Origin of the sequence: Citrobacter sp. JGM124 (assembly GCF_018257795.1) — a bacterium.
GTDB lineage: Bacteria > Pseudomonadota > Gammaproteobacteria > Enterobacterales > Enterobacteriaceae > JGM124.
Genome location: NZ_JAERJD010000009.1, coordinates 121,214 through 136,644, shown reverse-complemented (window position 1 = coordinate 136,644; position 15,431 = coordinate 121,214). Strand labels below are relative to the sequence as shown.

Here is a 15,431-nt window from a genome sequence, read left to right as displayed (position 1 = left end):
TTTTTTTTGTCCAGAACCCGCCTGGTTTTGTTTTCCGCACCTCCCCCGACATAAACTTTCTCTTCTTTATTAGCCAGCATAATTGAAACCTTGTGCATGACACGAATTTGCGAGACGATCTGTCCGGATAAACGAGGAATGCCATGAAAATATTTAATCCAGTCCTTTTTCGCGCACAGTTTCCAGCTATCTCGGGCAGCAATATTTATCTTGATAGCGCGGCAACCGCACTCAAGCCTCAGGCGGTGATAGATGCCACACAGCAGTTCTATACCCAAAGTGCTGGCACAGTACACCGCAGTCAGTTTCTGGCCGCCCAGCAACTGACCGAAAATTATGAATCAGCACGCGAGGCCGTTGCCCGTTTATTAAATGCCGGGCAAGCGCAATCAGTGGTCTGGACTAAAGGCACAACAGAGTCGATTAACATGGTAGCCCAGTGCTATGCCAGACCACGGCTAAAACCCGGTGATGAGATTATTGTCAGCGAGGCCGAGCATCATGCTAATTTAGTACCCTGGCTGATGGTAGCAGAGCAAACTGGGGCCCGGGTCATTAAACTTCCTCTGGCCAGTAGCGCTTTGCCTGACATTGCCCAGTTACCTAACCTACTCACTGAAAAGACACGCATTCTGGCCCTGGGGCAAATGTCTAATGTGACTGGAGGCTGCCCGGATTTAGCCAAAGCGATTGATCTTGCACATCAGGCGGGGGCCGTCGTGATGGTCGATGGAGCCCAGGGGATTGTGCACTGCCCGCCAGACGTACAGGCACTGGATATCGATTTTTACGCCTTTTCTGCTCATAAGCTCTATGGCCCGACAGGCATTGGCGTACTTTATGGCAAACCAGAATTGCTGGATACGATGTCTCCCTGGCTGGGGGGAGGAAAGATGATCACTGAAGTTTCATTTGAAAGCTTTAAGCTACAGCCGGTACCTTATCGTTTTGAGGCAGGAACCCCAAACGTCGCAGGGGTTATCGGTATGAATGCGGCTTTACATTGGCTCGAAAGCATCCATCTGCCACAGGCTGAAGCCTGGTGTCGTGAACTGGCGGGACAGGCAGAAACCGCACTGGCTGAACGTCCTGGTTTTCACAGTTATCGCTGCCAGCAGTCTAGCCTACTGGCCTTTAATTTTGATGGTGTGCATCATCACGATTTGGTGACCCTGTTAGCCGAGTCGGGGATTGAGCTACGAGCCGGTCAGCATTGTGCCCACCCCCTGCTGGCAGCTCTGGGAACCAAAGGGACACTACGGGCCTCTTTTGCCCCTTATAACACGGAGCTCGACGTTGTTAAGCTGGTAGACGCGATTGATCGCGCGCTCACTATTTTGGTGGACTAAATGATTGATAGCCCGAAGAGTTCCCATCCTTTTGGAACAACGATTGACGCCGAAAATCTACAACGTTTATTTGCTCCCCTGACGCAGTGGGAAGAACGTTATCGTCAGCTGATTCTGTTAGGCAAACAGCTCCCTGCCCTGCCAGAAGCCTTCAAAAATGAGCAGTTAGAGATACCAGGTTGTGAGAATCGCGTCTGGCTCGGCCATGACTGTCAGCCTGATGGCACACTGCATTTTTACGGTGATAGTGAAGGCCGAATTGTGCGTGGATTGCTGGCAGTATTATTGACCGCAATCGAAGGCAAAACAGCCCGTCAATTGCTCGCCATTGATCCTCTGACACTGTTTGACGAATTGGGACTACGCAGCCAGCTGAGTACTTCACGCAGTAACGGGCTGGCTGCGCTATCCAAAAAGGTAGAGCAGATAGCCCATCATTACGCTTAAGCTACATCGGCCTTAGCTTTTGCTTTGGCCATCATTTTCTTCAGGGCATGAGATACAGCAATAAAACCAAAGCTTGCCGTCACCATGGTCGCAGCGCCAAACCCCGCCGCACAGTCCATACGTTTCGGCCCTTCAGCCTGGCTTTTCACGGCACAAACTGAGCCATCAGCCTGGGGATAAACCAAAGCTTCAGTGGAAAAAACACAGTCGATACCCAGCTTCCCTTTGCTATTTTTTATAATACCAAAATCACTTTTCAGTCTTTCACGCAATTTGGCTGCCAGTGGATCCTGAATAGTTTTCGCCAAATCAGCCACTTGGATCTGTGTAGGATCGATTTGTCCTCCCGCCCCCCCCGTCGTTACTAAGGGAATTTTATTACGACGACAATAGGCAATCAGCGCAGCTTTAGGACGGATACTATCAATTGCATCAATGACATAGCTAAACCCCTGATTGAGCAAAGTTGCGGCATTATCTGCACTGATAAAATCATCCACCACGGTTACTCGACATTCAGGATTAATCTCGCGAATACGCGTCGCCATCACCTCAGCTTTAGCCTGTCCGACCGTCCCTTTAAGGGCATGGAGCTGGCGGTTGGTATTCGTGATACAAACATCATCCATATCGATGAGCGTAATGGCCCCGATACCGGTACGTGCCAGCGCTTCCGCCACCCAGCACCCAACCCCTCCGATACCAATCACACAAATGTGTGCATCAGCAAAAAGTTGCAGGGACGACTGCCCATAAAGGCGCGCGGTTCCACCAAAGCGTTGTCGCCAGGCATCGGTGAGTGTGACAGACATTATTTACCCTCTAAAATCATAAGATGGCTGATTATACAGCCACCTGAAAGTCCGGAAATACTGATAAAAACAGCACAGTGCGCAAGCACTTACCCTGTAACAGTCGACATCGTTTTGACAGCTCGGGTTTCAATCAGCGATATCTCACCGACCCCGGCTAAATGATGATCATCAGTCAACCACTGAAAACGTTACCACCCATTCCGGTTCCTGGAGCATTTTTTAGCACCCAGACACGGCCATAATGGTTATACCAGCCTGCACGATGCCCGGCATCCGGGCCAATCCCTTGATAAATATCAAAGTGTTGACCTTTAATGGCTCCCCCAACGTCCAGGGCCACCATCACCCGCAGCTCATAATTGCCGGTAAATTTACCATTATTATCCAGTAAGGGAACCTCTACCAGCAAGGTGGTACCCGCCGGGATAATAGAACGATCAGAGGCAACAGAAGCACGGCCAATTAATGGAACCGCGCTGGCCCCTTTAACGGGAGAATAACTGGCAGGCTTAAAGAAGACAAAAGAGGGATTCTGGGATAACAGTTCTCGCACATCAGCCTCACTATGGGTCTCACCCCAGTGACGGATTGCCTGCATTGACATGTCTTCTCTTTTTACTTCGCCTCTGTCTATCAAAACCTTACCAACGCTACGATAAGCATGACCATTTTTACCGGCATAGCCGAAGAAAGTCAGCGGTTGCCCATCACCAAAGTCGATATAGCCACTGCCCTGCACATCCATAATGAAGTTATCCATTAATGAATTACTCCAGGCAAGAATATGACGATCACCGAGTGCTCCATTATAGATTGCTGCACGCGATGGCAAACGGCCTTTTTTCAGCGGCATCCCATAGATAGGATACTGGAACGCGCCCTGACGTGTATGTCGGGCCTGAACCACTGGCGTATAATAGCCTGTAAATTTTACGTTGCCGTAATTATCGGCTCCTTCCATCTGCCAGGCATTAAGCCCAAACTGACTGAGCTGGCGAGTATCTCCCCCTGCTTGTAGCCACTGTTGTACCGAGTTGAATACAGGGCTGTTGCTGTTATACAAACGAGGAGATGCAGAAGCGACCTGTGCGACTTGATTTGCATAGTCACCGGCATTGTTAGGAGTACCTAATGCGCCAGGTTGATTCACTAACGAGAAAGGCTGAGAGAGCTTCCCATCTTTATACTGTTGACCACGATCGGTCGGTTTCGATGTACAAGCGGCGAGCGTTGCTAAAATCGCACCCATTGCAACATATTTTACCCAATGCACTTTCATCGTTATTTTTCCCACTGACGACACCTTATTACCGCGAAGATAGCAAACACATTAAAAGAATTAAACGATTGCCGTTAATGAACAACAGCCATGGTTGTTTTTTAGCCATTATTGTTATCAATTAAACAAGTATGATAAATTCATGAATTAATTTTAAAAAAGGGTTGCATAGAAAAACGAGCAGAGTATAGTGCGCATCCACAGACGCGGGGTGGAGCAGCCTGGTAGCTCGTCGGGCTCATAACCCGAAGGTCGTCGGTTCAAATCCGGCCCCCGCAACCAATATTAAAAGCACCGAAAGGTGTTTTTTTTATGCCTGTTATAGTCAAAACTCAGTTGAACATCGCGTATACCCTGCCATTTATCGCTCCTTCTCCATTACCCACGTCGTGCAAGCGTAGTGCTGTCAGCAAAATAAGCCTTAATACCCGTCAGGATAGACTCCGCAACCTGCTGCTGGAATTTTGCTGTACGCAGCTTACGTTCCTCTTCACGGTTACTTAAAAAAGCCGTCTCAACCAGAATAGAAGGAATATCCGGCGCTTTTAGCACCGCAAATCCGGCCTGATCCACACTATTCTTATGCAGCTTATTTACCCGCCCCATTCGATTCAGGACCTCTTTCCCAAACTTAAGGCTGTCGTTCACCGTCAATGACTGCACCATATCAAACATAGTGTGATCGAGGTAACGATCACCGCTTTTACCCACACCACCAATTAAGTCAGAGGCATTCTGTGTTTGAGCAAGGTATTTTGCCGCAGTACTGGTCGCCCCTTTCGTAGAAAGCGCAAATACTGACGATCCACGCGCCGCCTCAGAGGTAAAAGCATCCGCATGGATAGAGATAAAAAGATCCGCCCGCTGTTTTTGCGCTTTAGCGACCCGCACTTTTAGTGGAATGAAGATATCTTCATTACGTGTCATATAGGCTTTCATATTGCTTTCTTTATCAATGAGCGCTTTAAGCCTGCGCGCAATACTTAACACAATATCTTTTTCACGGGTCTTATTAGGGCCAATTGCACCGGGGTCTTCTCCTCCATGCCCAGGATCAAGCATGATGACAATTGGCCTGTCACGCCCGGCTTTCCCTGGTTGAGGCCCCTGCTGGACAGGCATTTTTTTCTCCAGCTGACCGCTGTTATAATCCTCTAATAAGGCAAGGAGAGGATCTTGCTGATTATTCACATTGGCAGGATAAAGATCCATCACCAGTCGCTCTTTAAATTCAGCAACGGGCGCAAGGGCAAAGACCTGTGGCGTTACATTTTGTTTCAATTCAAAAACCATGCGCACGGTTTTTGGATCAAATTGCCCCACTCTCGCAGACTTAATAAAGGGATCATCTGCACGAATCTGGCCTCCTAATCCCTTTAATACCGCATTCAGATTAACCCCTTCGATATCAACAACCACACGCTCAGGGTTACTGAGAGCAAACTGGCGATACTTAAGCAAATGAGTGGATTCCAGCGTCACACGAGTATAAGTCGAGGCCGGCCAGACACGCACAGCCACAACCTGGCCTGATGCAGCAAAACCCACGTTGCTGACACTCAATAACCACATGGCACCTGCGCCCTGAAGTAAACGGCGGCGACTCAATGATAAGCTGGAATCTGACATGGCTCCCCTAAAGGAAATTAGGTATCTGTTAAAAATTTTTTGAGCCGAAAACTTTAGCGAAACACGTTATTACTGTCATCTATAAAAGGGTAAATATTCAGAAAAGGATCTGCATGGATAATACAGAGAAATTTACGCTTGAAAGGAAATTGCCACTTGCACCCAAAGAGACAATAGAATAAAAATACAATAAATACGAATATTCATGCAATGAGGTTATGTCGTGGTGAAGGAACGTAGAACTGAACTGGTCCAGGGGTTTCGCCATTCTGTTCCCTATATTAATGCACACAGGGGGAAAACCTTTGTCATTATGCTGGGCGGCGAAGCCATTGAACATGGGAACTTCTCCAGTATCGTTAACGACATTGGCCTTTTGCATAGCCTGGGGATACGCCTTGTCGTGGTATATGGCGCCCGTCCACAGATTGACGCCAATCTTGCCGACCATAATCAAGATCCTGTTTATCACAAACAGACACGCGTTACTGATGCCAAAACGCTGGAACTGGTCAAACAAGCTGCAGGACTGTTGCAACTTGATATTACTGCACGCCTCTCCATGAGCCTCGGTAACACGCCATTACAGGGGGCCCATATCAACGTAGTGAGCGGTAATTTTATTATTGCTCAACCGCTAGGTGTCGATGACGGCGTTGACTACTGTCACAGCGGACGTGTGCGGCGTATTGATGAAGAAGCCATTCATCGCCAGCTGGACAATAATTCCATTGTTTTAATGGGGCCCGTTGCTGTTTCGGTCACCGGTGAAAGTTTCAATTTGACCTCTGAAGAGATAGCCACCCAACTGGCCGTCAAACTTAAAGCCGAAAAAATGATTGGTTTTTGCTCATCTCAAGGCGTAACCGATGAGAAGGGAAATGTTATCTCTGAGCTTTTCCCGGCAGATGCTGAAGCCCGTATCAGGACCATCGAAAGTACGGGTGACTACCATTCAGGAACGGTGCGCTTTTTACGTGGTGCAGTCAAAGCCTGCCGTAGTGGTGTACGCCGTTGCCATTTAATCAGCTATCAGGAAGATGGCGCTTTACTGCAGGAGTTATTCTCCCGTGAGGGTATTGGCACCCAGATCGTGATGGAAAGCGCCGAGCAAATTCGTCGTGCCAACATTAATGATATTGGTGGGATTCTGGATTTAATCACCCCACTTGAGCAGCAGGGTATTTTAGTTCGCCGTTCCCGGGAGCAACTGGAAATGGAGATCGATAAATTTACGATTATTCAGCGCGATAATCTGACAATTGCCTGTGCTGCACTCTACCCCTTCCCGGAAGAGAGCATTGGTGAAATGGCTTGTGTCGCCGTGCATCCGGATTACCGAAGTTCCTCTCGGGGGGAAGAGCTATTACAGCATATCGCCACACAAGCACGGCAAATCGGGCTAAGTAAACTATTTGTCTTAACAACACGCAGTATTCACTGGTTTCAGGAACGTGGTTTTATGCCTGTTGACGTTGACCAGTTGCCGGCGAGTAAGAAAGAGATGTACAACTACCAGCGCAAATCTAAAGTCCTGATGGTTGACTTAAGCTAACTTACTTGTAGATTTTACACACTCAGGGGCCACATTCCGGCCCTCAGCTCCTGAGTGTGTGCGCCTACGCTCACTAGATCGGGGCTGAAAACATGGCTGTTAGCCCACTACGCCGCTCCGTACCCGTCATTATCGCTCGCCTCAGTATCTGTTTATCAGCATACAGTGACAGATGCTTCCTGGCGCGGGTAATCGCGGTATAAACCAGTTCACGGGTGACTACCGGGACAAATTGATTTGGCAGCACCAGCGCCGCATGGTCAAATTCGGAACCCTGTGACTTATGTACCGTCATCACCCAGGCGGTATCGTGTTGTGGCAGGCGACTGGGCTGGACTGACTTTACCGAACTATCCGCCATGGGGAACCAAACCCGCAGCCCGTCATCACCTTGTAAGGCGATACCAATATCACCATTAAACAGCCCCAGGGCTGCTTCATTGCGTGCGATCATTACCGGACGACCGTGATACCAGCGACTACTGGCTTTAGGTGGCAGGTAAATTAAACGCTCACGGGCCAAAGCAAGTTCAATACGTTCATTTAAACCGCTCACACCAAAAGGGCCTTCACGCAATGCGCAAAGTAATTGATAACGACCAAACGCCTTAATAATTTCCGCTGGAGGGGCTTTTGCTTTGACCAGTAGTAAATAATCACGATAACCCGCAACAACATCATCGATCATAGCTGCATAGTCTTCGGTTTCCAGCAGGATACGATAGGATACATCTTCATATCCTGAGGCAAATACAACGTCAACCTGCTTTGCATTACTGCCATTAACAGCCTGTGCCAGCTTACCAATACCAGAGTCATCACCAAAACGATAACTGGTACGTAGCAGGCATAAGCAATCTTGTAATGCGCTTTCTGCAAGGCTTCCCCCCACCGGTACGCTATTTCCCGTCAGACGCTGGAGTTGTTCAGCCCTTGAGGCTGAGTACCCCTCATTCACATACTGACAAATATCTCCCAATACCGCCCCGGCCTCTACCGAGGCTAACTGATCGCGGTCACCAAGGAAAATAACCTGAGAATGTGGGGGGAGCGCGGTAATAAGCCTGGCCATCATCGGCAAGTCGACCATGGAGGCCTCATCAACAACGAGTACATCCAGATGCAGTGGATTACCAGCATGATAACGAAATTTTTGACTTTGACGCTGCGCCCCCAGTAAACGGTGTAAAGTACAGGCATCTCCCGGTAACAACGCTTTTTGCTTATCGCTCAGGGGTAACTGGCCCAGTGAGTGACCTAGCGATTCACTCAAACGGGCAGCCGCTTTTCCGGTAGGGGCAGCAAGCTGAATACGTAATGGCTTATCCACGGATAGCTGGACTAAGGCCACCAGGAGCTTCGCAACAGTAGTCGTTTTACCCGTACCCGGCCCCCCAGAGATCACTGAAATTCTTCGGGTTAAGGCGACAGCGGCGGCAACCTTCTGCCAGTCGGTTTTCTCACTTACACCAAAAAGCCTGTCCAGCACGCTGCGAACCTGATTTTCGTCCCAGATTAATGGCCGATTATGAGTACTAAAAAAATCGGCGACCCGCTGCTCATTGCGCCACATTCGGTTAAGGTATAAACGCTCACCAATGAGTTTAATCGGTGTGGCAGTGTCATCGTCACTCACCGCATAAGAAGCCAGCAACAGAGATGGCCAGTGTTGCGGCTCCCCGGCAGCAGCAAATAACTGAGCAGCCAACTCAGGGGATCTGCCAGCAAAAATATCGTCAGGACGTAAACGTGACAGAGGCAAGCAGACATGCCCCTCTCCCGCATCGTGGCTCAGTAAAGCGGCAGCAAGCATGACCCCTGGTTGTTCATCCGTGGCCACCATCATGGCAAATTGCATGTCTAATGCACTGAGTAACTTCAGCTCTACGGCCTGGTTTAATAATTGTGACAGGCTCATTTAGGCTACCTCTTCCCTGTTTCCGGAAAACAGACAATCCATCGCCTCAATCAGGGCGAAATCAGGGCGTGTTGCGAAAATACCCTGCCCGGGATTATTCGGATCTATCCCTCTCAGAAATAGATAGAAAACGCCGCCAAAATGCTGCTCATAATTATATTCCGCTAACCGGTGGTCCAGGTAGCGATGCAGAGCCAGGGTATAGAGTTGATACTGCAAGTCATAACGATGGGCACGCATCGCCTGTTCCATAGCGGGCAAGCTATAGGCATCGTTATCCTCGCCTAGCCAATTGGATTTATAGTCCAGTAAGTAATATTTACCCTGCCAGCAAAAAACAAGATCAATAAAGCCTTTCAGCATTCCCTTAACACTACGAAAGTCGAGTGGTGGGCAATCGGCAGACAGGGGATCATATGCCCTGATCAGGCTATCAAGTCTGTCGGCTTGCAGGTCACTGACAATGGGCAGATAAAACTCAAGCTCCGCATGTCGCTGTTTAGGCGTCAGCTGATAAAGGCTCACCCCAGCCTGATTGAGTGGCGCATTAAGCACCTGGGTTAGCCAGTGTGTCATCATGGGTTGCCACTCCTCGTTAATGCCTTGATTACGAAGTTGTTCAGCAACCCACTCACCATCAACTGGCTGATTAAAGTCGATCTTCTCAAACAAACTGTGTAGAAAAGTTCCGGGAGACGCCCCACGGGGGAAGTTATGCACGGTGAGCGCCGGTACACTCTGTTCCCCGACATCCCCCGTGGCATCAACATCAAGGCGTGGCATCAGCTCTTGCAGTGAATGGCTGCCACGCTGTTGAAGTCCAGAGTAACTGGTCACGCGCCAGTTATCCGCTACCGGGCGATTTAAATGGCGTACCGCAAGTTCTGGCTGTGGTGCGACCAAAGGTTGCCAGGGGGTATTGTTGCCTTCAGACAGCATCTCCACATTTATCGTCTCATCGACTAGCAGCTTAAGCTGATGGGTAAGACCTTCCGCATCCATCGCTGTGCCTTGTTGGATCAGATAACCCAAAGCGCTCAGATGAACATCAGTGAGCCCCTTTTTGGCTCGGGAGCCACGGAACAGAGGTGCCAGACCAATGCTACAATGCCAGACGGAACGGGTCAGAGCGACATAGAGTAAACGTAAATCTTCAGCCAGACGTTCTTCTTCCACCAGCCGTAAGCTCTCTTCATCATCACTTAAGTCCAGTCGCGAATCATAAGTACTTCGATCATGGTAGATACCACTCTTTTGCTGGCGATAATTAACGGCAAAAGGCACCCATACCATGGAATACTCCAGTCCTTTTGACTTATGTATTGTCACCACCTGTACCAGGTGTTTATCACTCTCCAGGCGCAACTGTTGACTGGCGGCATTGCTATCGGGTTCAGCAATGTGCTGACCCAGCCAGCGCACCAGTGCGTGCTCACTTTCAAGATCTAATGACGCTTCCTGGAGCAGTTCACTGAGATGCAAAATATCGGTTAAACGTCGCTCACCTGAGGGAGTAGCCAGTAAATCTTCAGCGACATGCCTTGCCGTAATCAGTGCTCGCAGCATTGGCATAACACCGCGCTGCATCCATAGCTGGCGATAATCTAAAAACTCTTCAACGAGCTTATCCCATTCGGTCTCATCCTGGTTTAATGCATCAAGGGTTCGGGCATCCAGCCCGAGAATGCTGGTTGCCATAGCACTGCGCAAACTGGACTCCACCTCAGGGGTGAGTACTGCTTGTAAAATCCATAGCAACTCTCGTGCTTCCTGGGTGGCAAATACTGAATCACGACTGGAAAGGTAAACAGAGGGAATATTCAGGCTTCGTAGTGCATCACGCACAATGGTCGCTTCATGTCGACTACGAACCAGAATGGTAATATCGGAAGCCTGTAACACTCTTGACTGGTTATCATGCCACAGCAGTGCGTCTTCCCGCTGCCCTGCTGCCAGCCAGTCACGAATCTCCCTGGCACACTGCATAGCCATCCCTTGTTGATAGTCATTCACACCAACGCCCTCCCCTGGCTGGAGCCAGAACGTCAGGGCGGGTTGTGTCTGGCCTTGCAAGGTAAAACGCGCCCCTTCATTCTTAGGTGCTGGTTTTACGGGTAAAAAAGGGATTTGCTCAAATAAAAAAGGAGGATCCACCTGCTGGAAAAGCCGATTCACAGCCGTAATCATTGCCGGGGATGATCGCCAGTTAGTTTCCAATGTATAGTGTGCAGTAATCTCGTTACGAGCCTGAATATAGGTAAAGATATCGGCGCCACGAAATGCATAGATGGCCTGTTTCGGATCGCCAATCAGTAGTAAACCCGTCGAGGGTTGTTGTAAATAGAGACGGCGAAAAATGCGATACTGCTGTGGGTCAGTATCCTGAAATTCATCAATCATCGCGACCGGAAAACGCTGACGAATAGCGCAGGCAAGCGCCTCCCCTCCCGGTTGATGCAATGCACTATCCAGGCGACTGAGCATATCATCAAAACCCAGCTCCCCCCGACGAGCCTTTTCTTGCTGCACCTGATAACGAATTTCTTTAAGTGCCCGGGTAATCACCAAAGTACGTAACGTCAGAGGCTGATCCAGTAACGTATCCGTTGCCGCAAACAGGCTATGGCAAGGAACCTCACCTTTTTTGGTTTTTTCTGTCAGGGTTCGCTGGGAAAATTTTCTGAGCGCTTCCGGGAGCTGGTAAGTCAGCGTTTCACTATTGGCCCACGCCTCAACGATAGCAAGCCAGTTAGGTAAATGCTTGCTACTGTAACTTCGCTTATCAACCCCCGAACGTTCAATCAACCCCTGGAGTTCACTGGCAGCGAGACGCCATTGCTGTTTAAAGGTGTTAATGGTGGCAATGATCTTTTCATGCAAGCTTATCAGCGTCTCATCTGGAGGGGGAGGCGCCTTCAGTGCAGGAGCCTCACCCTGCAACCACTGGTGAATATCTCTTAACAACGCATCAGGACCAGACCATTGCTCACTGATCACTAAAGCGACGTCTTTGGGTAAGGGATAACAGTGGCGACGCCAGAAATCAGCACAAGCCTGGCGTCGTAACAGGCCTTCATCTTCCAGCAATTGTTGTTCAAACAGCATGCCTGATTCAAAAGCATTCAGACTGAGCATTCGCTGACAAAATCCATGAATGGTAAAAATTGCCGCTTCATCCATTTGCTGCTCCGCCAGTAACAATGTTCGCGCAGCCAGGGATTTATCGTTAATTTGTTCCAGTAAGTTTGCCAGCAATGGGTTCCGCGTATGATTACGTATACAGGCAATACGCAACTCATGAATATTTGCCCGAATACGACCACGCAATTCTTCCGTCGCCGCTTCTGTGAACGTCACCACCAGTAGTTCCTCAACCGACAGGGGGCGTGAAAAGGCCTGAGCGTTTCCTAACCCTAATAGCAGACGTAGGTAGAGGGCGGCTATAGTAAAGGTTTTACCGGTACCGGCAGAAGCTTCAATTAAGCGCTCACCATGCAGCGGTAAGATTAAGGGATCCAGTGACTGGGCGGTGACGTCAGACATTATTCTTCTCTTAGTTTAGGTAACGATTGTTGTAACTTACTGACTTCATCCCATACTTCCCATCCTTCAGGGCTGGCATACTCAGTTCGCCCCCCTTCACTGCCAGAAACTTGCGACAGCATCGCCATCCCTTGTGGGTCAATGACAGCATTGTGGAAAAAATCAGCCAGACTTTGTGGCGTCAGGGAATTGATTTTTTCTACTAATTTATCTCTGGAATCATAAGCATTATTACGTCGGTCAAAGTCCTTACTCAGCATTGATGCTTCACCCGAGAGAGTCTGGGGAGCTTGTTGAATCAAGCCGATAACACCTTGCTTAATTTGAGCAAAATCAGCACTGCTGAGATCACGTAACTTTTGCTCTACTTCAGGATAGAATGCGGTAAAGCGTTGATAGAGAAAGGCTGGTTGTTTATCACTGCTTTGCAACACAAAACCGACTCCCCATTGCCGCCCGATAGCAACAGGGAATGCAGATGCCACATACCCCAGCTGCTCCTGTGTTCTTAACTGGTTATAGAACCACGGCTGGATAATCTGCCCGATCATCAGGCTGTAAGCCTCACTGGTGACTTCATCGTAACCTTTCGGTACATAGACCGCTGACAGGGCCGAATCTGTACCGGTGGCGGCTTTTTCAAATATCACTCGATATTTCTTATCAATCAGCACATCCTGATTACGACACCATTCATCCCCCCTGAGTTTCAGATGTTCGGTGATGTCATGTGCCAGTTTCGTCGCCTGGTCAGGCGCCATGTTACCAACTATCAGGAACTCTGCCCGGGAGTTGCCTCTAAGCTGTTCCCGGTACTCAAGCAACTCTTTCAGAGTCAATTCAGGTAACAGTTCTCGGCGTTCCTGACGCTGAAAATAGGGAAGCTGGGAGATAATCTGTGCGGGAAACAGGGCCTGTTCGTAAGCCTTTCCTTTATCCGCTGCATCAAGCAGTTGCAGATACCAGGACTTCGCCTGATTAAACTGATCTTCCGTGGGAGTGTAAGAGAAATACCCCCTGACCAGCTCTTCAAAAAGACGCGGTAACCGCTGAGTATAACCATTGGCGTTAATCATTAATCCACTATTGGCATGGGAAGAGAAACTAATCCCCCCCACCGATGCTCGCTGGCTAAGTTCGTCCAGTGCAAGGCCAGCCATATAGTCATTTAAAGCAAAGAGTACCTGATTTTTGGCGCTGTCCATGGCTTCAGGATTACGCAAAAGCATAGTGACATCCACTTTCGGTTCATTCGCAAAATACCGACCAGGCATATACATCACCCGGACGTTATCTTCGTTCACCAACATCTCAGGATGTATGTACGATTTCTTTGACTTATAGAGTGTAAAATCATCAGGGATATAAGGATTTAGCGCCGGTAAATCGAGCTTGAGCGCATCTCCTTTTTGCTGCCATATTGCCATGGTTTGAGGCGAAATTTTATCGACTTTATAGGGGGCATCAACAAAGTAAGCTGTTTTATCGTGCGGTTCTTCCGGGCTTATATACCAGATACGCGCATTTTGGGGTGTCATCGTCTCCAGCCGTGCATGAATGGACTGGGGATCAAACCGATCAGCAATATTCACCGCATCAAGGGTATGGGATATAGGAACACGTAACATGGTATCCCCTAACCACTCAACATAACTCATATCTCTGGTAATGGAGGGGTAGCGAAAGTCCAGATCAAGCACATGGGAAAGTTCATCAAAATAACGTTTATCAATGCCTTTTGTTTTAAGCGCATTGATATAAGAAAATATGGCTGCCACGACATCATCACGATTTGCCAGGCCTTTATCAGTCAGTGAGACGGTGATGGCAAACACACCACTGTTACCAGCAGACATCGGATCGGAGCTGGCACTGATACTGTCTGCCAGCCCTTCCTGTTGTAGCCAGTCTGAAAGGGTATTGTGGCTACGATTGCTAATCATATAACTGATGAGTTCGTCCGTTTTACTGCGAAATTTGTCGCTATTATTATCAATACGGAACTCAATCCTCAGCGCCTTGCGGGGTATCGCTGGAACATAATGTATAAAAACCCCTTTTTGAGCATCAGTAACGACCGGAACCGTAATCTCCGGTTGCTTAATATTCTTATTCTCCACTCGTCCATAGGTATCTGCGGCCATCTGAGCCAGTTCCGGCAATGGCTTATTACTATAGATAATGGCCCGCATCAGATTTGCAGAGTAGTATTTATCCCGGAAGGTCAGTAAGGCATCCCGCAATTTGCTGCCAGGTTTATCACGGAGCGTTTCAAGGTTACCGCCGGAAAAACGCGATCCAGGGTGGGCCGGGTTGAGGGTTTCAGCACTCACCTGTGCCATACGCATCCCGTCACGAGAACGGGCCATGGTTAGCTCGGAGTTAACCGCATTGCGCTCGCGATCAGCATATTTTTGCTCCAGATTAGGCTCTGCAATAGCGTCAGCCAACCGTTCAACAGCACCTGGCAGAGCATCATTTTCGACCTCCAGATAAAATGCCGTACGGTAAGGTGCAGTACTCGCATTATGACTACCGCCATACTTCTTAAGATATTCAGCAAGACTGTCCGGATCGGGATACTTTTTAGACCCCATTAATGTCATGTGTTCCAGATAGTGTGCAAGACCGGGGTGCGCATCAGGGTCAGCAAGCGATCCCACAGGAACCACTAATGCAGACAACGATTTTACCGCCTGGGGATCGGAAACGAGAAGTACAGTCATACCATTATCTAAACGAATAGCCTGGTACTGCCGAGGATCTTTTTCACTCTTTCGTATGGTGTCAGGAAGAACCTGCCACCCACCCTCAGCAAAAGACGGCGGTACCCAGAGCGTAAAAATAGATAAAAAAATAACAGCAAATTCCACGATGCGTTTCAGCATAACTCCCC

At 48.9% G+C, this 15,431-nt stretch carries 9 protein-coding genes and 1 tRNA gene; 4 read left to right on the top strand and 6 right to left on the bottom strand.

Annotated features, from left to right (window positions below):
• Positions 1-143: 143 nt before the first annotated feature.
• Together csdA and csdE are read left to right on the top strand one after the other, a co-directional pair.
• Complete coding sequence (gene csdA / locus JK154_RS13910) at positions 144-1,349, top strand: cysteine desulfurase CsdA (RefSeq protein WP_211993153.1); 1,206 nt, start codon at positions 144-146, stop codon at positions 1,347-1,349.
• The gene (gene csdE, locus JK154_RS13905; protein ID WP_211993152.1) at positions 1,350-1,796 is read left to right on the top strand and encodes a cysteine desulfurase sulfur acceptor subunit CsdE; all 447 of its coding nucleotides are present in this window, start codon (positions 1,350-1,352) and stop codon (positions 1,794-1,796) included. It abuts the gene before it with no gap.
• Here csdE and tcdA read toward each other — a convergent pair.
• Together tcdA and mltA are read right to left on the bottom strand one after the other, a co-directional pair.
• On the bottom strand, positions 1,793-2,608 hold the full coding sequence (tcdA, locus tag JK154_RS13900) for a tRNA cyclic N6-threonylcarbamoyladenosine(37) synthase TcdA (protein ID WP_211993151.1): 816 nt from the start codon (positions 2,606-2,608) through the stop codon (positions 1,793-1,795). The two genes, csdE and tcdA, sit on opposite strands and share 4 nt — an antisense overlap.
• A gap of 175 nt (positions 2,609-2,783) precedes the next feature.
• On the bottom strand, positions 2,784-3,890 hold the full coding sequence (gene mltA, locus JK154_RS13895; protein WP_211993233.1) for a murein transglycosylase A: 1,107 nt from the start codon (positions 3,888-3,890) through the stop codon (positions 2,784-2,786).
• A gap of 205 nt (positions 3,891-4,095) precedes the next feature.
• On the opposite strand from mltA, the gene JK154_RS13890 reads away from it, so the two are divergent.
• Positions 4,096-4,172, top strand: a tRNA-Met gene (locus tag JK154_RS13890).
• Positions 4,173-4,268: 96 nt separating this feature from the next.
• Here the strand turns inward: JK154_RS13890 and amiC are convergent.
• Entirely contained in the window at positions 4,269-5,519 is a 1,251-nt protein-coding gene (gene amiC / locus JK154_RS13885; RefSeq protein ID WP_211993150.1) for an N-acetylmuramoyl-L-alanine amidase AmiC, read from the bottom strand.
• A 223-nt stretch (positions 5,520-5,742) separates the two neighbouring features.
• Here amiC and argA point away from each other — a divergent pair, with 223 nt between their 5' ends.
• Positions 5,743-7,074 carry an amino-acid N-acetyltransferase gene (gene argA, locus JK154_RS13880; RefSeq protein WP_211993149.1) on the top strand — a complete coding sequence of 444 codons (1,332 nt, stop codon included), beginning with the start codon at positions 5,743-5,745 and terminating at the stop codon, positions 7,072-7,074.
• A 73-nt stretch (positions 7,075-7,147) separates the two neighbouring features.
• Here argA and recD read toward each other — a convergent pair whose 3' ends face one another.
• From recD to ptrA, 3 genes are read right to left on the bottom strand one after another with little or no spacing between them, the layout of a single operon-like run.
• On the bottom strand, positions 7,148-8,992 hold the full coding sequence (recD, locus tag JK154_RS13875) for an exodeoxyribonuclease V subunit alpha (protein ID WP_211993148.1): 1,845 nt from the start codon (positions 8,990-8,992) through the stop codon (positions 7,148-7,150).
• Positions 8,993-12,535 carry an exodeoxyribonuclease V subunit beta gene (gene recB, locus JK154_RS13870; RefSeq protein ID WP_211993147.1) on the bottom strand — a complete coding sequence of 1,181 codons (3,543 nt, stop codon included), beginning with the start codon at positions 12,533-12,535 and terminating at the stop codon, positions 8,993-8,995.
• Entirely contained in the window at positions 12,535-15,423 is a 2,889-nt protein-coding gene (gene ptrA / locus JK154_RS13865) for a pitrilysin (RefSeq protein ID WP_211993146.1), read from the bottom strand. Before ptrA ends, recB begins: the two co-directional genes overlap by 1 nt.
• Positions 15,424-15,431 lie beyond the last annotated feature (8 nt).